Source organism: Petrimonas sulfuriphila (assembly GCA_038561985.1).
Taxonomy (GTDB): Bacteria; Bacteroidota; Bacteroidia; order Bacteroidales; family Dysgonomonadaceae; genus Petrimonas; species Petrimonas sulfuriphila.
In genome coordinates this window covers 633,445-659,600 of sequence record CP073276.1, presented here as the reverse complement: position 1 = coordinate 659,600, position 26,156 = coordinate 633,445, and the positions used below count along the sequence as shown (strand labels likewise).

Below are 26,156 nucleotides of genomic sequence, written 5' to 3'. Positions count from 1 at the left end.
GGCACTTATTTAACCAACTCTTCAAAGAGCCGCACAAAAGTTTTATCGAGGTCAACGGTTTTTCCGGGATGCGGGCGCGATGTCTGTAATACGGAACTGCGAACGGAGGTCAGCCAGCGGAATCGCTCGGCGATATCCAAAAGCGCAATGGGGCCACAATCTTTGTTGCCTGCGGCGATTTGCTTAAATGCATCGAGGTGGTGGATAACCTCCTCGTAATCCAGACCCGAGTGCATCAATCCAAATTTCTTCGTACAGAGGTAATACTCCAGCCGGATATACCTTTCCTTCTTCGAGAAAAGAATCAACCCAATATTGAAAAACTCTTCCCTCTCCACTCTTGGCACCAGGCGGATGACGGCATATTCGTACAACTTAACCTCTTGCATGTCGGGCTTCGTTTAAAAAGTGATGAGAATGCGTCAATCGTGTTTTCAGAAAAAGGTAGTATCTGTGGCGGATTTCTTCGGGAGTCTCATTCGTATCACGCCACTGCAACCATTCGTCAGGGATAAGCCGGGTGAGTTCGAGGAAAAAATGATCCGATAAATGTTCCTTTGCCCACCTGTCCGTTTCATCCAGTTTTGTAGCCTGCGGCAACAAGACGTGATTTTTGATGTGCGGAAAGGGGTTGAGCGCGTGTTTCTCGAAATCTTTCCAGGAATGGTGAAAATAGAACGACGCGCCGTTATCGATGATCCATAATTCACGATGCCACAACAACAGGTTGGTGTTATTAAAGGTACGGTCGATATTGGTAATAAATGCATCGAGCCACACAATTTTCGACGCCAACAACGGATCTATTTTTACAGATGGGTCGTAAGCAATCGCTCCTGAAAGATAATGCAGGCCGAGATTAAGTCCTTCGCTTCCCTTTAACAAATCCTGAATTTCTTCATCTCCTTCGGTTCGTCCGAAATCCACATCGAGACGGGCAAACACCAGTTCGGGAACATTTAATCCGAGTTTGACGGCAATTTGTCCGCCCAGCAACTCCGAAATCAACATTTTGGTGCCGTGCCCCGCACCGCGAAATTTCAACACATACTTGAAATCGTCATCAGCTTCCGCCAACGCCGGCAACGAACCACCCTCCCTCAACGGCAGGATATAACGCATTACGGTTACGGTGCGGAGTGAAAGATCCTTTTTCATGCTTCCAACGCGTTAGACTCTACCAGTACGCATCCGTTCCGGTACATTTCGTCCAGTGCTTTTTTATCGTCTCCCGGATACACATTCACCGGCTTTATGGCATCGGTAATTACAAAGGTGTGGATACCGTGATTTATCGCATCCAGAGCCGATGCCTTTACACAATAATCGGTGGCTAACCCACACACATACAGGTTGGTGATGTTGTTTTTGCGGAGAAAATCGGAAAAGGAAACGTTGGTCGCTTCGAAAGCGGAATAGCCGTCATCTTTATTGGCGGTACCTTTTTGGAGCTTCAGGCCGATTTTTTCCGTGTTCAAGGCAGGGTGGAAGTCGGCACCGTACGTATTGGCGATGCAGTGCGGAGGCCACTTCTCAAAATGAATGGATTCCTCGGGGTGCCAGTCTTGTGATGAAATTACAAAATCGAATTTATCGATAATGCTGTTTATCACGGAAACCACTTTGTCTCCCTCTTTTACGCCCAGTGCGCCGCCGGGACAAAAATCGTTCTGGACATCCACGATCAATAATGCTTTTTTCATTGTTTTTTTATAGACTTTTTAGATAAAAGAATCAAGAGCCGAAATCGCTAATACTTTCGTGATTCCAACCTCTATAACAAAGAAAAAGCATTTGGGTTCACCCCCGATCACGTAAAGAAACTCACGGCTTTGGAGAAGATGCTCCTTTGTTTTATGGCGGGTTGTAATTTCCCCATCATCTCCAGATGGCAGTGTAGTAACTCTCCCGTTTTTTCATCCCGGAGGTGTAATCCGTTCCCCTGACAGAATTTATAGGATTTACAGGTGGCGCATTTTCCGGTTTTGGTCCATCGGCGGTCGCGCATCACCTGGTAGCGGGTGTTCCAAACCGTCCAGAAATTGTCTTTGTAGATGTTGCCCTGGACATAATCGCCCCGGAGGCTGGGACACGCACTGATGTCCCCGTTTGCCAACACCGACGCAATGTGAATACCTGCCCGACAAAAGAAGGGTGCGTCACGCACCTCCATCTCGTAATCAGCCAGGTATCCCTCGCATCCGTAGCTGGCGATTATTTTCCCTTCTTTTCGGGTGTCGCGGATGAACTCCATCAATTGCACAAACTCTTCGGGGGATAATTTCAACAACGGGTTATCTTTGGCTCTTCCTTTCGGAAAAACGGTAAACAGCCGCCAGTGTTTGACTTCCAACGAAACAAGCATTGACTTTAACTTGTGGAGATCGTTGATGTTCTTTTTATTTACGCACGTCACCACGTCGTATTTCAATCCCGGCGTTCCGGCTACCCGTGAAATGGCGTTCAGTGCCCTGAGCCACGATCCTTTTTTGCCGCGAAACCACTCGTGCGACTCTTCGGTGTATCCGTCCAGGCTTACGGTTACGGAACGTAGTCCCGCATGGAGGAGCGAATCGAGCCGTTCCTGTGATAACCCCCATCCGTTGGTGACGAACCCCCACGGATATCCCATGTTGTACATCTCTCTGCCTGTTTCCTCGAGATCCTTTCGTACTAGCGGTTCCCCACCGGTAATGACGACCATTGTTTTGTGCGGATTTACGTGTGGGCGAATATCCGACAGTATTTTCAGGAAATCTTCCTTGGGCATGTCGGGAACGATGTTCTCTTTGGCACAGTCGCTTCCGCAATGCACGCAATTGAAATTGCAACGCAACGTGCATTCCCAAAACAGATAAGTGAGGTTGTGCAGTTTGGCTTGTGCCTTTTTATGCTCGTGATAGAGCGAGAGGATCATGTTCTTCCGGAGTCTCATTCTTTCTTGTCCGATTTTTGTAAAGAGAAGTTTGCATCGGTCTTTTCAAAAGCACCTTGATACCAGCTTCCATCCCCTTTCTTGATTCTTTTCATTTGCGATGAGTTAACCGTCAGGGAGTCCGAGCCATACAATCCACCATTTTCTGTTCCGTCTAAATCTTCGGCATAAATCCAGTGGTTTCCTCCCGGAAAATCATTGAATTTCAACTCAAATTCGCCATTGGCGTTGGTTTTTACCGTGTCGTTTGCCGGTGCATAGCCTGTCTTATGGATTATCCGGATATCTGTTATCGGTTTTTGAGATGATTTGTCGACCACTTTTCCTTTAAACACGAAGTCTGCGGAAGGTGTTCCGTATTCGCATCGGGGTTCAAAATAATCGCATCCGGTTATTGTTCCCAGTAAAGTGAAAAATGCAGTCAGTATCTTTGCATAGGTTTTCAGGGCAATACGTTTCATATATCAATTTTTAGTTTTGATAAATAGGGCTCATTTTATATATAGATGAAAAAAGCGCAAAAACGTTGCGCCAAAAATCGAGAAATTTTCAAAAAAACAGACATTTTGGCTGATTTTCTCCATATTGATGAAAAAAATCACTATTTGTGGTGATTGTTTCGTTTTCGATTATCGTGTTACTTTGCATGATAATTTAACAGTATATTTTTTGTCCGATGAAAAGATTAGCAATGATTGTATTGGCAGTCAGCCAGATTTTTATTTCATACTCCAGGAATATTGAGCCTGAAAAAGACGATAACCCACAGGATACGCTTAAAGTGTATTACCTGAACGAAGTGGTTGTTACCTCATCTGTAAAGGAAACCAACGAGTTGAAGAATATGCCCACTGCCGTATCTGTGGTTTCTCCGAAACAGTTGCGCGATACTCAGATTGAATCGTTGCCGGGCTTAAGCTCATTTATCCCCAACTTCTTTATCCCTTCTTACGGCTCCAAAGTCTCTACTCCCATCTACATCCGTGGTATCGGAGCAAGATTGGGAGCGCAGACGGTAAGCATGTACGTGGATAATGTGCCTAGCTTTAATCCTTCGGCATTCGATTTTGAGTTTCAAGATATTCAACGCATAGAGGTTCTCCGAGGTGCCCAGGGAACACTCTGCGGACGAAATGCCATTGGGGGAATAGTGAATCTCTACACGCTGTCGCCGCTCACTTTTCAGGGTACTAACCTGACGATAGGCGGTGGAAGTTACGGCCAGTTTTCGGCAAAAGCATCAAACTACAGCAAGCTGACGGATAACTTCGGAATCTCCGTGGGTGCCTATTACAAGCGTGATGATGGGTATTTCATGAATAGCCATACCGGTAAAAAAGTAGATGCTTCTGAAAATGCCGGAGGAAGGGTGAAGCTGGATTGGGAGATTACTCCATCATTTAAAGCGTTGCTCTTCGGAAATTACGACTATGTTTCCGGAGGTGCTTTCCCGTATATGCATAAAGATTCCACCGCAGCAAACTTTAACGAGCCCTCCTCCTACAATCGTCATTTGTTTACAAACGGTTTGTCGTTGGATTATACCGGGAACGGCTACAGTATACACTCTACTACAGGATTTCAATACCTCAAAGACGATATGAAGATGGATCAGGATTTCTCTCCCAAATCGGTATTCTCCATTCGTCAGATGCAGGAACAACACTCCCTGAGCCAGGAGATTACCGTGAAGTCCGGCACACAACGGAAATACCGCTGGGTAGTGGGTGCCTTCGGGTTCTATGACCACCGGGTGATCGATACGCCCGTCGCCATCAAAGAGGAGGGAATGGCTGCCATGCAGGGACACCTGGATGCGGCTATGCAGCGGACGGGTGCTCCGTTGAGAATTGTATACGCCAACGACAGGATTGATCTTCCCGGTATTTATACAAAACCATCCCGGGGTGCTGCGCTCTTCCACCAGTCCACGCTTACGGAGCTTTTCGGATTAGAAGGGTTGTCTGCCACTGCAGGGTTAAGGCTGGATTATGAGCACACCGGCATCGATTTTTCCACGGAAAGTGTGAATGGAGATATCAACATCAAGCCCAAAAGTGCCCCTCCGGCAATGCCGCCCATTTTTGTGGAGAGTGACATCGTCATGCAGGGAAGCTACAGCAAGGATTTCTGGAATATATTGCCCAAGTTCGCACTGAAATACCAGCCTTCCTCCACCGCCGTGATTTATTTGTCCGCCTCCAAAGGCTATAAGACAGGCGGTTATAATGAACAGGCTTTCTCCAAGATATTACAGGGTGCCCTCACCCAATCGATCATGGGTAAGGTGATGCCCGGCGTAGGTACAGGCACTCCCGGGCTGACACTGGAGGAGCAGCTTTCCTACGATCCCGAGACCAGCTGGACGTATGAGTTGGGTGGCCGGTATGAGATGTTCAACAGGAAGTTTTCGTTCACCTATGCCCTTTTCTACTCCCGGGTCAACAACATCCAGATCATCAAGCTGGTAGATGAGGGGACGGCAGGACGTATCGTGACCAATGCCGGAAAATCGGATAGCAAGGGCTTTGAAGTGAGCCTGAAATATGTACCGGTAAGGAATCTTTCCCTGTTTGCCGATTACGGCTTTGCCGACGCGCGTTTTGTCAACTACCAGACAGAGAAACAAGTGGGTCGTGAGACCACCGATGTGGATTACTCCGGAAATTATGTTCCCTTTGCTCCGCGTCACACGCTAAGCATAGGGGCCAGCTATGTGCATGATTTTGCCAACAGTCCGCTGATCGATCGCCTGGTAGGAAATATCCAGTACGCGGGAGCAGGGAAAATTTACTGGACAGAGTCGAATAAAACCACCCCTCAGAACGGCGGTAGTGGAGAAGAGCTTTATCAACCTTTTTACGGATTGGTTAACGGCAGCATTTCTGCGGAGAAGGGTGCGTTCTCGCTTGAACTCTGGACAAAGAACCTGTTCAATACCGATTACCATTCGTTTCTTTTCGAAGCGTCGGACATGACCACCGGAAAGGTGAACCAGTTTGTGCAACGGGGATATCCTACCCGTTTCGGAGCTACCTTGCGGTACACCATCAACCGATAGTCAAAGTTGGATCCTGTCGGTCAGGATCCCTGCGATTATCCCTGTTGATCCTGCCAGGAGAAGAATAATGACAGCCCATTCCCAGTGTTTGGGCTGTTGTTTTTGTTCTCGCTTTGCAGCAATAAACAGCAGTGAGCCGATACCGTAAAAGAGAACGGAAAGGAACAGGTATTTTAGGCCCACAGTATAGATCACATAGAGAGAATAGAGGGTGCCGAGTAGTGCTATGACCAGGTGGTGGTGAGACTCTTTCCTCCATCGGCTTAGGGTAACTTTCATGGCATAAAGTGATGAGAGCAGGTAGGGAATCAGCACCAGGGTGGTGGCAATGGTAATGGCGGCAAGGTAGGTTTCGTTGAGTTGTGGCGACAGGATGGAAAGGAGAAAAAGCTGAGTGAAGCATTGTGTGAGCAGGAGAGCATTGACGGGGGTTCCTTTCCGGTTTATCTTCCGGAAGGTTTGGGGCAACACGCCGTCCTTAGCCGCGGCGTATAATGTCTCAACGGATAACAGTATCCAGGAGAGGCTGGCTCCCAGCACGGAGACCATGATCCCCAATTTAATGATCGTGCCGCCTGCAACCCCGATAACTGTTCGCTCCAGTATCAGGGCCAGCGGTGTCTGTGAGTCGGCCAGCTCCCGGGCCGGGACCGATGACATGGCAATAAAGGTAATCAGCATATACACAGCAAGGACAATCAACAGGGAGAGAATGATGCTCAGCCGTACGACCTGCTGGCTTTTTGCCCTGGCTGACAGGACGGAAGCTGCTTCCACACCGACAAAACACCAGAGGATAACCGCCATGGCCTCCTTCACCTGTAGAAGGGGAGAGGTGGGTTCGCCTGTGGATGCCAGCCTGCTTTGCCAGTCTGTGGTTAGAAAAAGATCATTCTTTACCAGGGATATACCGAGGAATATAATCAGAAGAATAGGGATCAGTTTAGCGGTTGTCACAATAAAATTAAGGATGGCTCCCTCGCGGATGCCGGCCATCAGAATGGCATAGAAGAGCCACAGCAGTGCCGACCCTATTAGAAAAGCGGTGAAGGGTGAAAGTGCACGTTCTCCCAACAGGTCGTTCAGCGTCTTGAAAAAGAGTGCCAGATAACTCACATTCCCCAGCCAGCCTACTGACCAATAGCCCCAGGCTGAGTTGAATCCCATATAATCACCGAATCCATCCCGTGCATAGGCGTAGATGCCGCTTTTTAATCCGGGCTTACGCGTGGCAAGATATACGAACACCAGTGCAAGCATAAGTGCGCCAAGCCCTCCGATCACCCAGGCAACCAAGGTGCCCTGCGGATTGGCCACCCGGATAAGATCTTTCGGAGAATTAAAGATACCGGAGCCTATCATGGAACCCAGCGCCACAAAAACCAGTAGCCATAATCCCAGTTTCTCCTCTTTTTGTTGCATGTTATCCAAAAATCCAGATCAGCAGCACGACGACAACCAGCGAGGGCAGCATATTCATGATGCGGAGTTTTTTTATCCCAAGAATGTTGATACCCAGTCCGATCAACAGTATACCCCCCACGCTGGTCAGTCCGAGGATGATTTCGTCGGTGAAGAGGCTCCCGGCGTATCCGGCGAGCAGAGTGAGGGCAGCCTGAAAGATAAACAGGGGCAAAGCCGAAAATACTACTCCCAGGCCAAAGGCCGAAGCCAGCAGGATAGCCGAGAAAAAATCCATCAACGATTTCGTAAAGAGCAGGTCGGGTGAACCGCCAGTGCCTTCCTGTATAGTACCGAGGATGGTCATGGAGCCCACGCAAAACAGTAAAAAGGCAGTGGCTAGCCCCTCCGAAAATTTTTCGCTTCCAATACGAAAGCGTTTCTTCAGGTTGTCACTGATCTGTTCAGCACCCCTTTCCAGGTTCCACCACTCTCCCAAAAGAGAGCCGATGGCAAGGCTGCTCACCACAATGAGAATCTTCTCCATCTCAACAGCCATATACACGCCGATAGCCAGCGTAAAGAGGCCTATCGCCTGAAAATAAATGGTGGTCACACGCTCCGGCATCCGTTTTTTCAACAGCAGCCCGATCACTCCGCCACCCAGTACGGCAGCTGTATTTACAAGGGTCCCAATCATCTCGTTAGCCAATAAATTGCAAAAATATCAAATTTTCGCGACAAAGGCCCGATAGTTACTTTTTATCGACTAAAAAAACGAGGTACGTAAACTTCCACAACGATCGTTTCAAAGCAAAACTGTAAAAAAAATTGTACCTTTGTGATCCTATATAAAATTAAAAAACAATATGTACAACTGGTTTGAATGCAAAGTGCGATACGATAAAACCCTGGATACGGGTATGATAAAAACGGTAACTGAACCTTATCTGGTGGACGCGATGTCGTTCACCGAAGCGGAAGCGAGGATTCTTGAAGAGATGAAACCCTATATATCGGGCGATTTTACCGTTTCCGATATTAAAAGGGCGAGGTTCTCCGATACTTTTTTTAACGAAACGGGAGACCGTTACTACAAAGCAAAGCTTTACTTCATCACGCTTGACGAGAAAAGCGGTTCGGAAAAGAAAACAGCAGTCAATATGCTCGTGCAGGCCTCAGTGCTTAAAGAAGCGGTGGAGATCGTGGAAACCGAAATGAAAAAGACGATGGTGGATTACACTTTTGCGTCGGTAAACGAGACAGCCATAATGGATGTGTTTAAATATAGTGCAGGGGATAACTCAAAAGCGGAGGAATGAACATAGAATCCAATATCGAAAAACTGCGGGTATCGGTTCCGGCGGGTGTTAAAATTGTAGCCGTTTCCAAGTTCCATCCCAATGAAGAGATTTTGGAAGCCTACAACGGTAGCCAGCGGAGTTTCGGTGAAAGCCGTGTGCAGGAGCTTGTTGAAAAACAACCGGGTCTCCCCGGGGATATCGAATGGCATTTTATAGGCAATCTGCAGCGTAACAAGGTGAAGTTTATCGCTCCATTTATTCACCTTGTCCACAGTTTAGACAGTGAACGGTTGATGCTTGAAATTGAGAAGCAGGCCGCAGCTAATCATCGGAAAATACCTTGTTTGTTGCAGCTACATGTAGCCGATGAAGAGACAAAATCAGGCTTTTCACCCGATGAATGCCGCCGTTTTCTTGCCCGGGGCAAGTGGCGTGATTGTACACATGTGCAACTTGCCGGTGTAATGGGTATGGCCACCTATACCGACGACCAGATGCAGGTGAGAAAAGAATTCCGGTTGATTCGATCGCTGTTCGGTGAGTTCAAATCGGATTATTTCCCCGACGACGATCATTTTAAAGAGATTTCCATGGGAATGTCGGGAGATTATCCCGTTGCTATAGAAGAAGGTGCTACGATCATCCGGGTGGGAACGTTGATTTTTGGGGAAAGGTAATATAAACAATCACTTTTATCAATTAAAATAGTTATTTTTGTCTCGCTTGATAATTGAAAAAACATTCACTCAACATGGTAAACTTACAAACAACATTCGCCGGATTGACGCTGAAGAACCCGTTTATTGCTGCCAGCAGCGGTTTAACAAACTCCTTGTCGAAAATAAAAGAGCTCGATAAAGCCGGAATTGGAGCGGTGGTGCTTAAATCCCTGTTCGAAGAACAAATAGAAAATCACACCGAAAAACTGACACAAATCTCTGATTATCCCGAGGCAGCGGACTATATCAACGCGTATATCCAGATGAACCACGTGGAGAAATACCTCGACCTGATCCGTTCGGTTAAAGCAGAATGCACTATCCCCGTTGTGGCTAGCATCAACTGTTATAAACTGACCCGATGGACGGATTTCGCCAAAAGTATTGAGGCTGCCGGGGCGGACGCTATTGAGTTGAATGTGTTTTTGCTCAACGCCGGAGAATATGGGGATACCTATTTGGAGGATTCCTACATCAGCATCGTGAAGCAATTGAAAAAAACGGTGAAAATCCCTGTTGTGGTAAAAATGGCCAAGAATATGGGTAATTTACCCGGCCTGGTCGGTAAACTGAAAGCATTGGGTACAGATGGAATTGTGCTTTTTAACCGGTTTTATCAGCTTGATATTGATATCAACAAAATGGAGATTACAGCCGGAACCGTTTTCAGCAACCCGGCCGATTTTCACGAGACACTGCGCTGGACTGCCATCGTCTCGGGACGCGTTAAAGAGATAGACATACTTTGTTCAACCGGAGTCCACTCCTGGGAAGATACCATTAAAGGAATTTTGGCTGGCGCATCGGGAGTACAGCTTTGCAGCGTGCTTTACGAGCAGGGGGTGGAGGTGATTGGTAACATGATCACGTGTGTGGAAGAATGGATGGAGCAGAATAATTACGAGCGTATATCCGATTTTAAAGGAAAACTTAATTATGCCAATATTGCGAGCCCGTCGCTGTACGAACGCGTTCAGTTTATGAAGTACTTTTCAAATTATCAGCAATGAACATCCAGCAACTCGAGTATATAATTGCAGTTGACAATTATCGCCATTTTTCCAAAGCGGCCGAAGCCTCATTTGTTACGCAACCCACCCTCAGTATGATGATTCAAAAGCTGGAAGATGAGTTGGGAGTGAAAATTTTTGACCGTACCCAGCTTCCGGTTCAGCCTACCGAGATAGGAAGAAAAATAATCGATCAGGCACGTGTTTCGGTCGCTCAGATAAACCAGATTAAAGAGATTATCCAGGAAGAAAAGGGCATTATAAAAGGAACATTCAGGCTGGGAATTATTCCGACTGTTTCGCCGTACCTGCTGCCGAAATTGATGGACGAACATACGCAGGGAAATTCCGATATAAGCATAGTCGTCAGGGAGCTGACAACCGATAATATCCTTCGCGGCCTGGCAAACGATTCGCTGGACGGTGGAATCCTGGCCACTCCGCTCAACGATGACTCCGTTACCGAGAGGCCCCTCTATTACGAAAGGTTTTTTGCTTATGTTTCCCCTAAAGAACGTTCGCTTTACGTTAAAAATGAGCTGGACGAGAGTGATTTAAACAACGGGAAGCTTTGGATGCTTGATGAAGTTCATTGTTTCCGGACACAGATTTTACACCTCTGCAGCATGAGAAAAAGACGCAGGTCGAATTCCATTTTTGCCTTTGAAGCAGGTAGCATCGATACGCTTATAAAAATAGTGGATGACAACGACGGGTTGACCGTTATTCCCGAAATGGCGACATATAATCTCAGTGAACAACAAAAGAAAAATGTGCGGCCGTTTAAAAACGTTACTCCCGTACGCGAAATCAGCCTTATTACCCGGAAAGAATTTATACGGGAGCGGTTAATTCACATCATTGTGAATGAAGTAAAAAGCGCCGTTCCAAATTCACTCAAAGATCCTGCACTGAAAAAATATGTGATTCCGTTGTAGAGATATCGTGAAATTAGAAAAACACCGTATCGAGAACGGCGATAATTTGAAGCATTTGATTAAGGACAAAGAATAAGAATCGTTCTTATATCGAGTTTTTCAGGTCGTGCTTGCCAATTCGCCGTATTGTTTTTTTAGGAGTAAATAAGACGTAAATCTCAAAGGGGTGGGTAGCTCTTTTATAATAGTATTTAGTATTTCGGAGAATTCATTCCATTCTATTTTTTCTATTAAAAATGCGTTAAGCGATTCTTTGTGCGTTATTTTATTATCCAACAATACTTGTTTATTTACCCAAATGTCTGCCAGAACGTCTTGCACAATATCCTCCGCATCCATATTGTCATAAATCCCGATAGCTATAGCGTTCTTTGACATATTGGTTTACACGAAAAAACTTTCTTTTTGAGGTAGTTGTTCTACAATTATATTTGTTATCTTTGGTTGTCTATTTCAACAAATATAATAGAATATGGAAACAGCTGTAGTCAAAAAGAAGATTCACGAATTTGTGGATAAGGCGGATGATAGAATACTGCGCATATTGGAGGCAATTATCGACACGGAAGAAGCATATGAAACATCCGTGCCCGAATCGTTTTATAAGGTGTTGGATAAAGAACGGGAACTGCACTTGAACCAAGCCACGCCCTCTTACGGTTGGAAAGAAGTGAAAGAAAGGCTGATTGAGAAGCATGGATTATAACTTGGTGTTAAAGGCGAGAGCTGAAAATGAATTGTCGGACGCTATTTCATGGTATGAGAGCCAACAGCGAGGACTTGGCTTGGCTTTTTTGAATACTATCGAAACGTATTTGAATGGTATTCAACAAAATCCTTATCAGTATCCCTTGCGAAAAATTCCCTATCGGGAAGCCGTGGTCAGGAAGTTTCCCTATATCATCATTTATGAAGTGGTTGACAATGAAGTGGTGGTGTATTCAATCTTTCATACGCACCGTAATCCTAAAAATAAAACTTGATAACTGAACGCGCATTATTGCAACACTGACAGTTTTGACGTGTAAACCAATTGAATAAAAAGGTTTGCGCATTTTTTGTGCGTGTGCTCGCACCCTTCTGCGAATGGTGTGTGGCGAAGTGAAAGAATGTCTGTCGGCAGGTTGATAATTACTGATTACCCGGCCACCAACTCCCAATCATCGTTCATTGAAAATAAAGTCGAGGTTTTGCGGGCGGTACAGCTCAAACTTGGTGCCGGAGCTCATAAGGGGCATTTTTTCGGTAATGGCTTACGCGGAAACAATCGAAGATAAAAACCAACGCCCGCGAATTTGTTTAACAACCCATCAGCATCCATATTTCAATTTTTTACACCATAAATAGAATCATTAAGAAAGCAGCCTTCAAAAGAATCCATCCGATGAAGAGATGAATAGAGACAGGCCACGACGCTATTTTTTTGTATTTGTTCTTCGCTCTACTTTTGTTTGTGTCGTGTGGAAAACTATCCGAGACTGATAAATCCTCACAATATGAAACTGAGATCTTTCTTACACTGAAAGGAAATGCCGAAAAGAACATCAAGGTGCTTTATGAGATCAATAAAGTATCGGATGGTGGTTTTGTGACGGATTCTTCTAAAACCTTGAAAGTTAGGGTGGATGAGAAGAAGAGATAAGTACCATTAGAACGAAATTACACCTTTTATTTTATTTTTTTAACTAAGTCTCGTGCCGTGATTTTGTGCAGCTTTGCATCATTGCTGTACCGAGACACATATACCTTTCGGCAAAACAATTTCAAGCTTATCAAAATTCCAACACCATAACTAAAGGGTATGACGACATTAGAAAGGATCTTACTTTTGTTTTTTATTTTGCCGGCGCTGGGTGTGTCGGCACAGCATTACACCATTAGCGGATATATTACGGACAAGGAAACCGGCGAGCAACTGATTTCCGCTACCGTCTTTGACGAATTATCGGCTAAAGGAAACGCCACGAACAATTTTGGCTTTTTTTCCCTCACCTTGCCTAAAGGCGAGGTTTCTTTGGCCTTTTCCTATATCGGTTACCAGCCCGAAAAGCGATCGTTTGTGTTGCAACGCGACACGGTTGTCAATATTCAACTCACCTTGCAAAACGTGTTGCAAGAAGTGACCGTGGTAGGGCACCGCTCCGAAACGGGAGTACGCGGTTCGCAAATGAGCGCCGTGGAAGTACCCATCGCACAAATCAAAAATATTCCATCGTTATTGGGTGAAAACGATATCATTAAAGCCTTGCAGCTGTTGCCCGGCGTGCAGTCGGGCACAGAAGGATCGGCCGGTTTGTATGTGCGGGGCGGTGGGCCCGATGAAAATTTGTTACTCCTGGACGGTATCCCGCTCTACAACGTGAATCACATGATGGGCTTTTTTTCCGTTTTCAACAGTGATGCGCTTAAAAACGTAACGCTTTATAAAGGTAGCTTCCCGGCACGTTTCGGAGGACGGCTTTCGTCTGTGGTGGATGTGCGCATGAAAGACGGCGACGATAAAAAGATCAGCGGGACAGCCAGCATCGGGACACTTTCGGCGAAACTCCAGGTGGAAGGGCCCATCGTGAAAGAAAAAACCACATTTAATGTTTCGTTGCGCCGTACTTACTTCGATATTTTGGCCCAGCCGCTTATCAAGTACGCCGCCAGGCAGGAGGAGGACGATACGAATTACGGTGGCGGATATTATTTTTATGACATTAACGCCAAATTTACACACAAGTTTTCCGACCGTGACCGACTCTATCTCAGTATTTACACGGGAGATGATGCCATGCATACCAAAATGCGTACAAAATCTGCCAATAGTTCAACGTATGAAAGCAAAGAATGGCAAAAAATGAACTGGGGTTGGGGCAACCTGGTTACGTCATTACGGTGGAGCCGTGTGGTGGGCAGCAAACTGTTTATGAATACTACTGCGGCATTCACGCGATACAGGTCTGACCTGAAAATGGGCTACGAAGATCAATACGTGGATAAATCCGTGACGCCCCATAAAACGAGTAAATCGGAAATTGCTCTGAAATACGATTCGGGTATCCACGATTGGACGGCTAAGGTTGACTTTGATTATACGCCCGGCCCGTCGCACGATATCAAGTTCGGCACAAACTACACGTATCACACGTTTTCACCGGATGTGTCGTCGATAAAGGTAAACGATACCGACCCCAATACGCAAAAAATCGATACGATTGTGGGAAGTCCTAACGTGTATGCGCACGAGACCATGAGCTATATCGAAGACAATATTGCGTTGGGGGAATTGTTTAAGGTGAACCTGGGTGTGCATTTTTCGTCGTTCCACGTGCAAAAGGAAAATTACTTCTCGGTGCAACCGCGTGCGGGAATGCGGGTAATGTTGGGCGAAAACTTTTCAGCAAAAGCCGGTTACGCCTATATGAACCAATATATCCATCTGCTTTCGAACAGTTCGGTGAGTCTTCCTACCGATTTGTGGGTTCCCGTTACGAAAAAGATAAAACCCATGTCGTCACACCAATATTCGGCGGGCTTGTTTTATACAGTACCGCACGTGGCCGATTTTTCCGTAGAAGGGTATTACAAAACCATGGACAACCTGTTGGAGTACAAAGATGGAGCGTCGTTCATGGGAGCATCGTCCAATTGGGAAGACAAGGTAAGTATGGGGCGTGGTGTGGCTTACGGCGTGGAGTTCCTGGCGCAGCGGTCGTTTGGAAATACTTCGGGATGGTTGGGCTACACGTGGTCGAAAGCCGATCGTATTTTTGATCGGCCCGGACATGAAATAAACTACGGAAAGGTTTTTCCTGCCAAGTATGACCGCAGGCACGATGTGAGCCTTACCCTCATGCATAAGTTCTCTGACCGGTTTGATATTTCGGGATCCTGGGTTTACAGCACGGGTAACGCTGCCACGTTCGGCTATCAGTCCTACCGCACTGTGCCCGCACCCAATTATCAGGAATCGCATTACGCCTTGCAATCTGTCACTTACGTGGAGAGCCGCAACAACTTTCGGTACAACAACTATCACCGCATGGATTTGGGCGTAAACTTTCACAAAACTACCCGGCGCGGGTGGAAGCGTACGTGGAACATCAGTGTATATAACGTGTATAATCAGCTGAATCCGTTTTTCGTGTATCCTTCGTCAAAAACGGAACAGACGGGGCCAAGCGAGAGCCGTTCGAAAACGGTGCTCAAGCAGGTGTCCATCTTTCCGGTATTGCCGTCGGTGACGTATGTGGTAAGGTTTTAAACAGTTAACGGTCAATGAAACAACAATCAAAAATGAATAAAAAATCCATATTCTGTATTATTTTGCTCTGCGCACTCCTGTTCTGCGCCTGCGAAAAAGAAATCGAATTTAAAGGAGATGTAAAAAAACCGGTTCTGGTATTGAACGGTTATCTCACGCCCGATGAAAATGTAACGGTACATCTTTCAAAAAGCCGTTTTGTCATGGATGACCATACACCCTACGTGTCTATCGAAAACGCTTCCGTAGAGCTATACGTGAACGGGGTGTTGAAGGAAAAGCTTGTTTACGGCAATGAGGGGAATTACGCCGGGCAATATCGTCCGCGAATTGGCGATGAGATTGAAGTCCGCGCATCGGCTCCGGGTTTCGAAGCGGTAAAAGCGAAAACCGGGATTCCGCAGGCTCCGGTGTTTGAATTGGCGGATTCTACCCTTACGCATACGGTAAAAGATGTTTCCAGCCAATTCACCGATGATCCGGGGTATACATTTAAGCAATGGGAGCATGTTAACAAGATCCGCTTACGCTTAAAAGAGGAAAAGAACGAGGAGAATTTTTATTTTATCAAAGCCGAACACAATTTGTACGATAAGGATAAGTCCATCGGAAAAGAGTTGCAAAAGGTAGAGTTGAGCAAAGTGTTGAAAGGAAACATTTCGGATACGGGTAACCCGCTCGAAGAAGTTTTGTGGGGAGAAGAAGATTCCGGTTATAAAAGGCAACTGGAGAATATTTTTTCCGATGCATTGGTGAACGGAAGAGAGCTGTTTTTTAATTTTGAATACTATGAGAACCTCAAAACCGTCATGAAAAGGCCAAATGGAAACGAAGAAATCATCAATGCCGGTGGTCCTTTCACGAAAGAATATGTTATCGCCTTATCCAGTATGTCTTCCGATTATTATCAATTTGTGGTTTCTGCCGCCAAAGCGTATAATGTGGATGAAAACCCTTTTGTGGAGCCAGTACAAGTACGGACAAACGTAGAAAACGGATTGGGGATTTTAGGTGCATATACCACAAGCCGGTTTGTTTTTAGATTCGAAAAATACACGGAGGGAGGCTATTCAATACAGTGGTAGGTTTGATCAAAACCTAAACTCCAGGAGTTGTAATTTCCTGGAGTTCAGAATGTGCGCCGTGCATGGTGATTAACTCGATGGTGAAAGTCCATTATGGAGGTTTATAGTCGCCAACCATTAGCCAACGGCAAGGGTGTCCATCGTGAGGTGGAATCTGAAGGAAGCCCACGGCAAAGTCCTGCCCCGAGTAACACGAATCGTATACAGGCATAACCTGTGGGATAAGACTGCATTTCAAGTCAAAATCCAAAGACTATACGGACACAGGGATGTAAATGCGGCGGGGATATGGGATAAAAGTTAATTGCCTTACCACGGGAGGTCTTGCGGACGTTTGGCGAAGATGATTCATTCGATGCACCATAGCGGAGTAAAGCTTGCCGCAAGAAGTCAGCAGAAGCCATAGTACCATATGTCACCTTAAGTATGGGAAGGGCTGAACCTTAATGGGCGAGTAGTAAATGAATGTTACCATAGTATGAAAGGAAGAAGGCAGAAAATCTTTGATAAAGCAGAGACCTGCCCGCAGAAGAATAGGACGGCATCCGAAGGCTATGCGGGAGGGCAGACTTTCCTGTGGATAACTGAGAACAACCTCACCGAACCGGAAAACCGCAAAGAGAATGGACTTCTTGAAAGCATTCTTTCACCTGCCAACCTTAATGCAGCTTACAAGCGAGTAAAGAGCAATAAAGGTGCAGCAGGAGTAGACAAGATGGAGGTGGATTCTTTAAAAGATTATCTTGTCAACCATAAGGATGCACAGATAAGCTCTATTCTAAGGGGTAAATATCGCCCCCATCCGACACGACGGGTATTAATACCCAAGGGAAACGGCAAACAGCGCCAGTTGGGTATTCCTACAGTAGTAGACAGAGTTATCCAGCAAAGCATATCACAACAACTATCCCTTATTTACGAGCCACAGTTCTCTGACCACAGCTATGGGTTCAGACCCAGGCGGTCAGCTCACCAGGCAGTCCAAAAATGTCAACAGTACATCACCGAGGGATATATCCATGCAGTAGATATGGACTTGGAAAGATTCTTTGACACGGTAGTACACGGCAAACTGATTGAGGTACTATCCCGAACCATTAAAGATGGCAGGGTGGTATCACTCATTCATAAATACCTTAATGCAGGTGTAATACAACAAGATGGACGCTTTGGTGAGACTCTTGAAGGAGTACCGCAGGGTGGACCATTAAGTCCCCTGCTTGGTAACGTCCTTCTTAATGAGTTAGACTGGGAGCTTGAAAGAAGGGGACATAAGTTTGTACGATATGCCGATGACTTGGTTATACTATGTAAAAGCAAACGAGGTGCCGAAAGAACTATGAAAAGTATTACTTCTTATATAGAGGAGAAACTTTTCCTTAAAGTCAATCGGGATAAAACCAAAGTTGCCTCCATCAGGGATATCAACTTTCTTGGCTACGGTTTCTACCGTTACAAGGGAGAATGCAGGCTAAGAATACACCCCAAAAGTGTGATAAAGATGAAAGCCAAAATCAAAGAGCTGACATCCAGAAGCAACGGGTGGGGAAACGAGCGCAGGAAGACAGCACTCGGTTACTATATTAAAGGCTGGGTGCAATACTTCAAACTGGCAGATATGAGAAGTTTGTTAGAAAAGACGGATATGTGGTATCGCCGACGGTTACGCATGGTAATCTGGAAACAATGGAAACGGATAAAGACCAAAGTGACCAATCTCATCAAGCTCGGTATTAATAAATACAAAGCCTACGAGTGGGGTAACACGAGGAAAGGTTATTGGCATATCGCCAAAAGCTATATACTAACCCGTACTATTACAAATGAACGTTTATGCAAAGCCGGTTACGTTTTCTTTACGGATTATTATGAAGCGGTGAGACGGTAATGTTAAGGAACCGCCGTATACGAGATCCGTACGTACGGTGGTGTGAGAGGTCGGAAAATAAAATAGGAGGAAAACTATTTTATTTTCCTCCTACTCGATTCAATATGTTTCAAAGCGTTAGTTTTATCCCTGCAAACACGCTTCGCGGAGCTGATGGGCCGTAGATATAATCGGATGCCCTTCCTGCACCGGTATCGAAATCTTTTTGATAGGCATTGAAAATGTTCTGCACTCCCGCGTTCAATTGCAGTGTGGAATACTCGAGAACGGGAATGTCGTAAGACAATTTTGTATGCAACTCAAAAAAAGAGTTTACCCTTTCAATTTTATTTTCCGATGCAAACCGGTCTTTGGCAGGGTCGCCTTCCCCTTTCACGTGGGGCACGTACATCCGCCCGGTATAGTTTCCCGAAAGCGTTGCTGAAAAGCGGGTCGCCGGTTTCCACGTGGTGACGAAATACCCGTAAGTATCGGGAGTGCGCATGAACTCGCGATACCCGCCTACACCTTCTATCGGTTCCTGGGCCTGGTCAAACAAACTTTTCTGAAACGTTACCCCCAGTTGCAGATCCAACAGGCGGCCGTATGCCATTCTTCCTTCCAGGTTTATGCCGTATACTTTCGCATTTTCACCTTTGGCATTTACCACCAGTTTTTGTCCTTCCACCTCCGGGTCGTCAATGGCAGTAATCTTATTTTTCAAGTGCGTGAAAAAACCTTCCGCCAGTGCGTTTAACTGGAGGTTGTCCGTGGTGTGGTAAAAGTCAATCGAGCCACTCACGCTGCGTGAACGCTCTTCTTGCAGGTCTTTCGACAGGACACGAACGATGTGTTCTCCGCCGGCAATGTCTACGTGTAGATCTTCATCAAAATACTGCGGCGCGCGGAACCCTTCGCTATACGACAGGCGGAAGTTGACTTTCCCGTTTGGGTTATAACGGATGTTTGCCCTGGGACTGAAAATAGCCGATTTTACCAGCGAGTGCTTGTCGAGGCGGCCGCCCAGAAGAATGCTCCACCTGTCGTCTTTCCATTCATTTTGTAGAAAACCGCTCGCGGTATGGGTTTTCTGATCCACATCGTGGGTGCGGTATCCGCTTACGTCGGTCAGTGTATTGTTCAGGTACTCGGCTCCGGCAGTCAGCTCGGCAGGCATAAACAAAAGATGGTCCATGCTTCGGGTATATTGTCCACCCAGATGATGGATCAATTCGGTGGAACGCCCGAACGAGCCTAACCGGTTGTTCAGGTTGTCGATCACTTCCTGGTTTTGGTTTGACCCGGGTATTACTTCCACCGGGTCGCCCCCGCCATAATAGCTTTTGCGAAGGGTGTGCTGAGCCGAAGCGTAGAGGTTGAACTTGTTTTTCATATCTGCCGAATTTTGCACATAATTGATGCCTCCTCCGTTGATATAGTGTTCCAGTTGTTCGGTAATTTTTGACTGGAACGGTTGCAGCTTGAGGCTGTCGCCTCCGCGGCGGAACTCATGCATGTTGTGGTACTCTATGGAAAGTTTGGAGTATAGCCCTGTTTTCAGGAACGACCGGAAGCCAAACGATCGGTTTTTGAGCATGGGCATCTCGGTAAAACTGTCACCGTCGTGATCATAACCTTGGCGGTCGCGGTTTTGCCCGTAGAGCATGATTCCCGCTTTCCGGTTTTCGGTAAGGATCGATGCGTTGAACATTGTATTGTTTTCCGCAGCTTTCCCGTTGATGGATGAGAACATGTGGACAATATCCCCGCTGTTGCGGGAAGGTTCTTTCGTTATCACGTTAATAACACCGCCGATGGCTGACGAACCGAACAGTGCGGACCCTCCCCCGCGAATTACTTCAATCCGGTCGATCATGTTGGAGGGAATCTGTTCCAGCCCGTAAACACCGGTCAATGCACCATAAATGGGGCGGGAGTCAATGAGTATCTGCGAGTAAGCCCCCTCAAGGCCATTGATCCTCACCTGTGAGAAACCACAGTTCTGGCAATTGTCTTCCACGCGTAAGCCGGGTTGGAAATTCAATGCTTGTGCCAGGCTTTTCGAGTTGGTGGCTTCCAGCATCTTTATATCTACCACGCTCACCAACGAGGGGGCCAACATCCGGTTGGTTTCGTTCCGGTTGGCCGACACAACCACGGCGTTGAGCGGGATGCTTTCTTCTTCCATCTCGAAATCGATCTCCTGGGTGGTGTTGGCTATGATCTTCACCTCTTTCGTGACGGTTTTATACCCGATCATTTTTACTTCGAGTGTGAAATTGCCCGTTGGCAGGTTTTTCAGGAAGTAGTGTCCCGTTGCATCGGTTGTTGTTCCAAGGGTAGTGCCTTTCAGCTGTACAGTAACGTACGGCAAGTGCTCTTTTGTATTTTTGTCCAACACATGTCCGAAGATGTTTGCGTCAGTTTTATAGGGTTCGTTTCCCTTTGCCTGTCTCCATATAAAAAGAGTGGATAGGCATAGAAGGAGTATGTATCTTTTTTTCATAAGAATGCTATTTATCTAGTTGGTTTTATTGTAACTTGAAAATCTCCGTGGTCGCCCACTTGTCGCCACGCATAAAAAGATCCTATCCGTTGTGAAAACGGACACGATTCAGAGACTGTTTCTTAAAAACAGGAGAAAATCAAGCTGCGGGAGGAGCTCTGAGGAGAGTCGGGGTTTGATTTTTAACAGGATGTAATCCTTCGTAAAGTATAGTATAGTTAATGAACGAGGATTTGGACAGTCCGGACAAATCGAAGTCGGGAATAATGTCCGATGTTATTGGCGTGTGGTAAAAATGGGCAAGAAGAAAAAGTTGATTTTCGGTATGCGTATGTTGTGCTTTTTCTCCCTTTTTAAACGGGTGGGAGTGCACGTAGGTTACCCGATTGACAACATGCGTATGCGTAAAAAGCGATATGGTGATTACGTAACTTGCAAACAAGGTAAGCAGAACCCATTTTTTCGCAATATGTCGGTTGCCTTTTCCCATAACCGCGCAAAGATAAACTTTTTTTATTTTATTCGACAAGCGTTATGTGGAATATTTCCAAATAACAACCGTTTCTCTTTTCGTAATCTTTTGTTACCTTTGCAAACTTATGTATCCGCTCGAAATTATCCTCAAATATTACAAACCGGGAACAAGGTTATACGACATTTATATATCTCACGTTTCCGATGTAACCGGCAAGGCGCTGCATGTCGCACAAAAGCATCCTGAGCTGGCAATAGATGTGAAATTTCTTGAAGAAGCAGCCATGTTGCACGACATTGGCATATTCAAAACCCGGGCACCGAATATTGCCTGCGAGGGGAGCTTGCCGTACATTTGTCACGGCTATTTAGGCAGGGAATTGCTTACCATGGAAGGGTTTCCCAGACACGGAATGGTGTGTGAACGGCACACAGGGACAGGATTGAGTTTGGAAGCCATCATCCAGAAAAAATTACCTGTTCCGCACAGGGACATGCGTCCTAAAAGCCTGGAGGAAAAAATCATCTGTTTCGCCGATAAATTTTTCTCGAAATCTCAATTGGGAAAAGAGAAACCCTTGAAAAAAATCCGGGAGAGCCTCAAGAACCACGGTACTCATCAGGTAGAGACATTTGATGAGTGGTGCGAGTTGTTTCTGTAATAGTTTGGCAAACTATTTGCAGTGATGAAGTCTGAACGATCAAGATTTTTTTATTGCTGAAAGGCAGACACATATATTTTTTAGATGATTATGAAGAAAAATAACGACTATACCGGCCCGGAAGAATTGTACGAAGACGATATGAACCTGGAGCCGGCCCGGGAGGATAAAGAGGAAGTTGAAGAACAGAAGGCCAATGTTGAAGACAATTTGTCAGATGAGGCCGACCCTGTAGAAGAACTACAGGTGAAATACGATGACTTGAATGATAACTATTTACGCCTTCATGCCGAGTTCGATAATTTCCGCAAGCGGACCCTGAAGGAAAAGGCCGACATTATCAAAAGCGGGGGAGAACGTGTACTTACGGACATGCTTCCTTTTGCCGATGATTTCGAACGTGCACTGCAAGCACTTCATACGGCGGAAGACAAGGAGGCTATGGTGGAAGGAATGGATTTGATTTATTCGAAATTTCTGAATTTCCTGAATCAACACGGTGTAAAAGAAATTGAGGCCCTTGGACAGCCTTTTGATGCCGACAAGTTTGAAGCTATAACAACTGTCCCTGTTCAGGATAAATCGCAAAAAGGAGTGATCATCGATTGCGTGCAAAAAGGTTATCAGCTGAACGATAAAATTATCCGTTATCCGAAGGTAATTGTGGGGGAATAAGATGGCAACGAAAAGAGATTATTACGAAGTACTGGAAGTTTCAAAAACGGCTACAGCTGAAGAGATAAAAAAAGCCTATCGCAAAAAAGCCATTCAATTCCACCCCGATAAAAATCCGGGAGATGCTACAGCCGAAGAGAAATTCAAAGAAGCTGCCGAAGCCTACGAAGTACTCAGCGATCAGAACAAGCGTGCCCGTTACGACCAGTTTGGCCACGCAGGAATGGGAGGTGCTGCATCGGGTGGTGGCTTTGGGGGCGGAATGTCGATGGAGGATATTTTCTCTCAGTTTGGCGATATCTTTGGCGGTCATTTTGGCGGATTCGGCGGGTTCGGCGGATTTGGCAGGCCGGGTAGGCGTACCAACCGCGGCTCCGACCTTCGGGTAAAGGTGAAACTAGACCTGAAGGAGATTCTTAATGGGGTTGAAAAGAAGATAAAGGTGAAAAAATATGTGGCCTGTTCGCACTGCAACGGCAACGGTTCGGAAAACGGGAACTCTGTTTCCAGCTGTTCAACCTGTAACGGATCGGGCGTAGTAACGCGCGTTCAGAACACTATTCTCGGACAGATGCAAACCACAACAACCTGTCCTTCCTGCAACGGAGAGGGAAAGACAATTTCCAAGAAATGTGCGCATTGCAACGGTGATGGAATTGTTCTCGACGAGGAAGTGATCTCCATCAAAATCCCAGCAGGTGTGGAAGAAGGAATGCAGCTGTCTATGTCGGGGAAAGGGAATGCAGCCCGTCGAGGAGGCGTTAACGGTGATTTACTTATTTTGGTGGAGGAGGAGGAGGATCCGAACTTGATCCGAGATCACAACGATGTGATATATAACCTCTTTGTGAGTTTCCCAACAGCCGCATTGGGTGGAACGGTTGAGGTTCCCACCATTGAAGGTGTAGCCAAAGTGAAAATCGATCCCGGAACCCAGCCGGGTAAAGTGCTACGCCTGCGTAACAAGGGGCTGCCGACAATAAATGGTTACGGTACCGGTGATGAGCTTATTAACGTGAATGTTTATATTCCTGAAAACCTGAGTGATGCCGAAAAGAAAAAAATAGCAGAGATGGATAAATCGCCCAACTTTGCCCCGTCGAAGTCGGCCAGGAAGAGTGTGTTCAATAAATTCCGGAAAATGTTCGATTAGGAACAGAATTTTCACAATTATATATCCAATAAAGCAGCAGCAGGCCCATAAGGTTTGCCTGCTGTTTTTTTTAAATAACAGCTTGAATTGTTAAAACAACGACGAAAAAAGCTTAAACTGAAACAAAATGGGAGAAAAATGCGTTGAAGTGTAACAAATAATAAATATTTTTTATTTATTTGTGATTGTTAAAAATCCAGCTTAGTATGAGTAGTTATTCCATCAAATCCTTAGAACACTATTTTAAGGTGTATCGGCAGTCGGTCCGTAAACCGAAGAAATTCTGGAGTAAGATAGCAGAGAACAATTTCACCTGGTACCGGAAATGGGATAAAGTGGTGGAGTATGACATGGAGAGAGCGGAATTCACCTGGTTTAAGAATGCCAAGCTCAACATTACCAAGAATTGCATCGATCGGCACTTGGCTAACAAAGGGGATCAGTCTGCCATCATCTTCGAGCCCAATGACCCCAACGAACCGGCCCAACATTTTACCTACAGCCAGCTCTATGCTGAGGTGTCCAAGATGGCCAATGTGCTTAGAGCCCAAGGGGTGGAGAAGGGCGATCGAGTATGCATCTACCTTCCCATGATCCCTGAACTGGCATTCAGTGTACTGGCCTGTGCACGTATCGGGGCAATACACTCCGTTGTTTTCGCCGGCTTTTCGGCCAACGCGCTCGCCACACGCATCAATGATTCTACCTGTAAGCTCCTGATCACGGCGGACGGAGGCTATCGCGGATCGAAGACCATAGACCTGAAACGGATCGTGGACGAAGCCCTCCATAAATCGCCTACCGTTGAGAAAGTGCTGGTGGTAAAGCGTACCCATCAGGAGATTGAAATGAGAGAGGGGCGGGATCTTTGGTTGCAGCCACTGCTGGACGAAGCGCCTCCTACCAGTAGGGCAGAGATGATGGACGCTGAAGATCCCCTGTTCATCCTGTATACTTCCGGATCTACCGGGAAGCCCAAGGGGATGGTGCATACTACGGCAGGTTACATGGTTTACACGGCGTACACATTCAAGAATATCTTTCAATACAATGAAGGCGACGTCTACTGGTGTACCGCCGATATCGGCTGGGTTACCGGGCATTCCTACATCATCTATGGCCCCTTGCTAAATGGGGCTACCACAGTTATTTACGAGGGAACCCCTTCCTATCCCACTCACAGTCGTTTCTGGGAGGTGGTACAGAAACACCGGGTGAACCAGTTTTATACCGCTCCAACAGCGATCCGCTCCCTGGCCAGGGAGAAAATTGAATACATTCAGGAGTTCAGACTGGACTCGCTCAAGGTGATCGGTTCGGTGGGGGAGCCGATCAACGAGGAGGCATGGCACTGGTACAACGATCATGTGGGCAACAAGCGCTGCCCGCTCGTGGATACCTGGTGGCAAACGGAAACCGGAGGGATCCTGATCTCACCCATCCCTTTCGTTACACCTACCAAGCCGACTTACGCTTCTCTTCCTTTTCCCGGAATTCAACCGGTCCTGATGGATGAGCTGCGAAACGAAATAGAACGGAACCAGCAGATCGGCCATCTCTGCATCCGCTATCCCTGGCCGGGCATGGCACGAACCATCTGGGGTGACCACCAGCGGTTCATCGATACCTACTTTACGGCGTTTCCCGGTAAATACTTCTCGGGCGATGGAGCGTTGCGTGATGAAGTGGGTTATTACCGCATCACCGGAAGGGTCGACGATGTGATCATCGTCTCGGGGCACAACCTGGGTACCGCACCCATCGAGGATGCGATCAACGAGCACCAGACAGTAGCCGAGAGCGCTATCGTGGGATTTCCGCATGAGATCAAAGGCAATGCATTGTACGGTTTCGTAGTGCTCAAAGAAACCGGGTTGTGGCGTGACCGGCAAAACCTTATGAAAGAGATCAATCAACTTATCTCCGACCAGATCGGCCCCATTGCTAAGCTGGATAAAATTCAGTTCGTAAGTGGATTACCAAAGACCCGTTCCGGAAAGATCATGCGTCGCATCCTGCGAAAAATAGCCGTGGGCGAATCAGATTTCGGCGATATCACTACATTGATCAACCCTGAAATTGTGGAAGAGATAAAAAAAGGGCGGACATAAGGATGT

The 26,156-nt window shown here is 46.4% G+C and carries 24 protein-coding genes; 14 read left to right on the top strand and 10 right to left on the bottom strand.

Going from position 1 to position 26,156, the window contains the following annotated elements; translation table 11 throughout:
- Nucleotides 1-5 precede the first annotated feature (5 nt).
- From KCV26_02595 to KCV26_02575, 5 genes are all read right to left on the bottom strand, one after another.
- Nucleotides 6-389, bottom strand: a complete 384-nt coding sequence (locus KCV26_02595; GenBank protein WZX37298.1) for a DUF3037 domain-containing protein — start codon at nucleotides 387-389, stop codon at nucleotides 6-8.
- Nucleotides 376-1,158 (bottom strand): aminotransferase class I and II, encoded by a 783-nt coding sequence (locus KCV26_02590; GenBank protein ID WZX37297.1) that lies wholly within the window; start codon nucleotides 1,156-1,158, stop codon nucleotides 376-378. The genes KCV26_02595 and KCV26_02590 overlap by 14 nt, the downstream gene beginning before the upstream one ends.
- Complete coding sequence (locus tag KCV26_02585) at nucleotides 1,155-1,703, bottom strand: isochorismatase family protein (protein WZX37296.1); 549 nt, start codon at nucleotides 1,701-1,703, stop codon at nucleotides 1,155-1,157. The genes KCV26_02590 and KCV26_02585 overlap by 4 nt, the downstream gene beginning before the upstream one ends.
- Before the next feature lie 107 nt (nucleotides 1,704-1,810).
- Entirely contained in the window at nucleotides 1,811-2,935 is a 1,125-nt protein-coding gene (locus KCV26_02580) for a TIGR04133 family radical SAM/SPASM protein (GenBank protein ID WZX37295.1), read from the bottom strand.
- On the bottom strand, nucleotides 2,932-3,396 hold the full coding sequence (locus KCV26_02575) for a radical SAM-associated putative lipoprotein (GenBank protein ID WZX37294.1): 465 nt from the start codon (nucleotides 3,394-3,396) through the stop codon (nucleotides 2,932-2,934). The genes KCV26_02580 and KCV26_02575 overlap by 4 nt, the downstream gene beginning before the upstream one ends.
- Before the next feature lie 215 nt (nucleotides 3,397-3,611).
- Here KCV26_02575 and KCV26_02570 point away from each other — a divergent pair, with 215 nt between their 5' ends.
- Nucleotides 3,612-5,996 carry a TonB-dependent receptor gene (locus KCV26_02570; protein ID WZX37293.1) on the top strand — a complete coding sequence of 795 codons (2,385 nt, stop codon included), beginning with the start codon at nucleotides 3,612-3,614 and terminating at the stop codon, nucleotides 5,994-5,996.
- Here the strand turns inward: KCV26_02570 and KCV26_02565 are convergent, their stop codons facing one another.
- A complete protein-coding gene (locus KCV26_02565) occupies nucleotides 5,997-7,418 on the bottom strand; it encodes an amino acid permease (GenBank protein ID WZX37292.1) in 1,422 nt (473 codons plus the stop codon). It lies immediately after the preceding gene.
- A gap of 1 nt (nucleotide 7,419) precedes the next feature.
- On the bottom strand, nucleotides 7,420-8,097 hold the full coding sequence (locus KCV26_02560; GenBank protein WZX37291.1) for a DUF554 domain-containing protein: 678 nt from the start codon (nucleotides 8,095-8,097) through the stop codon (nucleotides 7,420-7,422).
- A gap of 169 nt (nucleotides 8,098-8,266) precedes the next feature.
- Between KCV26_02560 and KCV26_02555 the strand changes: the two genes are divergently transcribed.
- The 4 genes from KCV26_02555 to KCV26_02540 all read left to right on the top strand — a co-directional run bounded on the left by KCV26_02555 (nucleotide 8,267) and on the right by KCV26_02540 (nucleotide 11,368).
- Nucleotides 8,267-8,719 carry a DUF4494 domain-containing protein gene (locus KCV26_02555; GenBank protein ID WZX37290.1) on the top strand — a complete coding sequence of 151 codons (453 nt, stop codon included), beginning with the start codon at nucleotides 8,267-8,269 and terminating at the stop codon, nucleotides 8,717-8,719.
- Nucleotides 8,716-9,378, top strand: coding sequence for a YggS family pyridoxal phosphate-dependent enzyme (locus tag KCV26_02550; GenBank protein ID WZX37289.1), 663 nt, complete (start codon nucleotides 8,716-8,718; stop codon nucleotides 9,376-9,378). The genes KCV26_02555 and KCV26_02550 overlap by 4 nt, the downstream gene beginning before the upstream one ends.
- A gap of 74 nt (nucleotides 9,379-9,452) precedes the next feature.
- On the top strand, nucleotides 9,453-10,430 hold the full coding sequence (locus KCV26_02545; protein ID WZX37288.1) for a dihydroorotate dehydrogenase-like protein: 978 nt from the start codon (nucleotides 9,453-9,455) through the stop codon (nucleotides 10,428-10,430).
- Entirely contained in the window at nucleotides 10,427-11,368 is a 942-nt protein-coding gene (locus KCV26_02540) for a hydrogen peroxide-inducible genes activator (GenBank protein ID WZX37287.1), read from the top strand. Before KCV26_02545 ends, KCV26_02540 begins: the two co-directional genes overlap by 4 nt.
- A gap of 99 nt (nucleotides 11,369-11,467) precedes the next feature.
- On the opposite strand, the gene KCV26_02535 is transcribed toward KCV26_02540, so the two are convergent.
- On the bottom strand, nucleotides 11,468-11,746 hold the full coding sequence (locus KCV26_02535; GenBank protein WZX37286.1) for a hypothetical protein: 279 nt from the start codon (nucleotides 11,744-11,746) through the stop codon (nucleotides 11,468-11,470).
- Between the two features lie 94 nt (nucleotides 11,747-11,840).
- On the opposite strand from KCV26_02535, the gene KCV26_02530 reads away from it, so the two are divergent.
- The 5 genes from KCV26_02530 (at nucleotide 11,841) to ltrA (ending at nucleotide 18,590) form a co-directional block, all read left to right on the top strand.
- Nucleotides 11,841-12,074 carry a hypothetical protein gene (locus KCV26_02530; protein WZX37285.1) on the top strand — a complete coding sequence of 78 codons (234 nt, stop codon included), beginning with the start codon at nucleotides 11,841-11,843 and terminating at the stop codon, nucleotides 12,072-12,074.
- Nucleotides 12,064-12,351, top strand: a complete 288-nt coding sequence (locus tag KCV26_02525; protein ID WZX37284.1) for a type II toxin-antitoxin system RelE/ParE family toxin — start codon at nucleotides 12,064-12,066, stop codon at nucleotides 12,349-12,351. The genes KCV26_02530 and KCV26_02525 overlap by 11 nt, the downstream gene beginning before the upstream one ends.
- Before the next feature lie 818 nt (nucleotides 12,352-13,169).
- Nucleotides 13,170-15,617 carry a TonB-dependent receptor gene (locus KCV26_02520; GenBank protein WZX37283.1) on the top strand — a complete coding sequence of 816 codons (2,448 nt, stop codon included), beginning with the start codon at nucleotides 13,170-13,172 and terminating at the stop codon, nucleotides 15,615-15,617.
- Nucleotides 15,618-15,649: 32 nt separating this feature from the next.
- Nucleotides 15,650-16,702: a DUF4249 domain-containing protein gene (locus KCV26_02515; protein WZX37282.1), complete on the top strand. Its 1,053-nt coding sequence runs from the start codon at nucleotides 15,650-15,652 to the stop codon at nucleotides 16,700-16,702.
- A gap of 478 nt (nucleotides 16,703-17,180) precedes the next feature.
- On the top strand, nucleotides 17,181-18,590 hold the full coding sequence (ltrA, locus tag KCV26_02510; protein ID WZX37281.1) for a group II intron reverse transcriptase/maturase: 1,410 nt from the start codon (nucleotides 17,181-17,183) through the stop codon (nucleotides 18,588-18,590).
- A gap of 109 nt (nucleotides 18,591-18,699) precedes the next feature.
- On the opposite strand, the gene KCV26_02505 is transcribed toward ltrA, so the two are convergent.
- Together KCV26_02505 and KCV26_02500 are read right to left on the bottom strand one after the other, a co-directional pair.
- Nucleotides 18,700-21,075 carry a TonB-dependent receptor gene (locus KCV26_02505; protein ID WZX37280.1) on the bottom strand — a complete coding sequence of 792 codons (2,376 nt, stop codon included), beginning with the start codon at nucleotides 21,073-21,075 and terminating at the stop codon, nucleotides 18,700-18,702.
- Between the two features lie 139 nt (nucleotides 21,076-21,214).
- A complete protein-coding gene (locus tag KCV26_02500; GenBank protein ID WZX37279.1) occupies nucleotides 21,215-21,565 on the bottom strand; it encodes a hypothetical protein in 351 nt (116 codons plus the stop codon).
- A 109-nt stretch (nucleotides 21,566-21,674) separates the two neighbouring features.
- Here KCV26_02500 and KCV26_02495 point away from each other — a divergent pair, with 109 nt between their 5' ends.
- The 4 genes from KCV26_02495 (at nucleotide 21,675) to acs (ending at nucleotide 26,150) form a co-directional block, all read left to right on the top strand.
- Nucleotides 21,675-22,211 (top strand): phosphohydrolase, encoded by a 537-nt coding sequence (locus KCV26_02495; protein WZX37278.1) that lies wholly within the window; start codon nucleotides 21,675-21,677, stop codon nucleotides 22,209-22,211.
- A gap of 90 nt (nucleotides 22,212-22,301) precedes the next feature.
- The gene (locus KCV26_02490; GenBank protein WZX37277.1) at nucleotides 22,302-22,886 is read left to right on the top strand and encodes a nucleotide exchange factor GrpE; all 585 of its coding nucleotides are present in this window, start codon (nucleotides 22,302-22,304) and stop codon (nucleotides 22,884-22,886) included.
- 1 nt (nucleotide 22,887) lies between these two features.
- A complete protein-coding gene (gene dnaJ / locus KCV26_02485; GenBank protein ID WZX37276.1) occupies nucleotides 22,888-24,039 on the top strand; it encodes a molecular chaperone DnaJ in 1,152 nt (383 codons plus the stop codon).
- 206 nt (nucleotides 24,040-24,245) lie between these two features.
- Nucleotides 24,246-26,150: an acetate--CoA ligase gene (gene acs / locus KCV26_02480; protein ID WZX37275.1), complete on the top strand. Its 1,905-nt coding sequence runs from the start codon at nucleotides 24,246-24,248 to the stop codon at nucleotides 26,148-26,150.
- Nucleotides 26,151-26,156: the final 6 nt, after the last annotated feature.

Coding starts and splice junctions, on each gene's coding strand:
- KCV26_02595 (WZX37298.1), bottom strand. CDS start 389: ATGCAAGAGGTTAAGTTGTACGAATATGCCGTCATCCGCCTGGTGCCA.
- KCV26_02590 (WZX37297.1), bottom strand. CDS start 1,158: ATGAAAAAGGATCTTTCACTCCGCACCGTAACCGTAATGCGTTATATC.
- KCV26_02585 (WZX37296.1), bottom strand. CDS start 1,703: ATGAAAAAAGCATTATTGATCGTGGATGTCCAGAACGATTTTTGTCCC.
- KCV26_02580 (WZX37295.1), bottom strand. CDS start 2,935: ATGAGACTCCGGAAGAACATGATCCTCTCGCTCTATCACGAGCATAAA.
- KCV26_02575 (WZX37294.1), bottom strand. CDS start 3,396: ATGAAACGTATTGCCCTGAAAACCTATGCAAAGATACTGACTGCATTT.
- KCV26_02570 (WZX37293.1), top strand. CDS start 3,612: ATGAAAAGATTAGCAATGATTGTATTGGCAGTCAGCCAGATTTTTATT.
- KCV26_02565 (WZX37292.1), bottom strand. CDS start 7,418: ATGCAACAAAAAGAGGAGAAACTGGGATTATGGCTACTGGTTTTTGTG.
- KCV26_02560 (WZX37291.1), bottom strand. CDS start 8,097: ATGATTGGGACCCTTGTAAATACAGCTGCCGTACTGGGTGGCGGAGTG.
- KCV26_02555 (WZX37290.1), top strand. CDS start 8,267: ATGTACAACTGGTTTGAATGCAAAGTGCGATACGATAAAACCCTGGAT.
- KCV26_02550 (WZX37289.1), top strand. CDS start 8,716: ATGAACATAGAATCCAATATCGAAAAACTGCGGGTATCGGTTCCGGCG.
- KCV26_02545 (WZX37288.1), top strand. CDS start 9,453: ATGGTAAACTTACAAACAACATTCGCCGGATTGACGCTGAAGAACCCG.
- KCV26_02540 (WZX37287.1), top strand. CDS start 10,427: ATGAACATCCAGCAACTCGAGTATATAATTGCAGTTGACAATTATCGC.
- KCV26_02535 (WZX37286.1), bottom strand. CDS start 11,746: ATGTCAAAGAACGCTATAGCTATCGGGATTTATGACAATATGGATGCG.
- KCV26_02530 (WZX37285.1), top strand. CDS start 11,841: ATGGAAACAGCTGTAGTCAAAAAGAAGATTCACGAATTTGTGGATAAG.
- KCV26_02525 (WZX37284.1), top strand. CDS start 12,064: ATGGATTATAACTTGGTGTTAAAGGCGAGAGCTGAAAATGAATTGTCG.
- KCV26_02520 (WZX37283.1), top strand. CDS start 13,170: ATGACGACATTAGAAAGGATCTTACTTTTGTTTTTTATTTTGCCGGCG.
- KCV26_02515 (WZX37282.1), top strand. CDS start 15,650: ATGAATAAAAAATCCATATTCTGTATTATTTTGCTCTGCGCACTCCTG.
- ltrA (WZX37281.1), top strand. CDS start 17,181: ATGAAAGGAAGAAGGCAGAAAATCTTTGATAAAGCAGAGACCTGCCCG.
- KCV26_02505 (WZX37280.1), bottom strand. CDS start 21,075: ATGAAAAAAAGATACATACTCCTTCTATGCCTATCCACTCTTTTTATA.
- KCV26_02500 (WZX37279.1), bottom strand. CDS start 21,565: ATGGGAAAAGGCAACCGACATATTGCGAAAAAATGGGTTCTGCTTACC.
- KCV26_02495 (WZX37278.1), top strand. CDS start 21,675: ATGTATCCGCTCGAAATTATCCTCAAATATTACAAACCGGGAACAAGG.
- KCV26_02490 (WZX37277.1), top strand. CDS start 22,302: ATGAAGAAAAATAACGACTATACCGGCCCGGAAGAATTGTACGAAGAC.
- dnaJ (WZX37276.1), top strand. CDS start 22,888: ATGGCAACGAAAAGAGATTATTACGAAGTACTGGAAGTTTCAAAAACG.
- acs (WZX37275.1), top strand. CDS start 24,246: ATGAGTAGTTATTCCATCAAATCCTTAGAACACTATTTTAAGGTGTAT.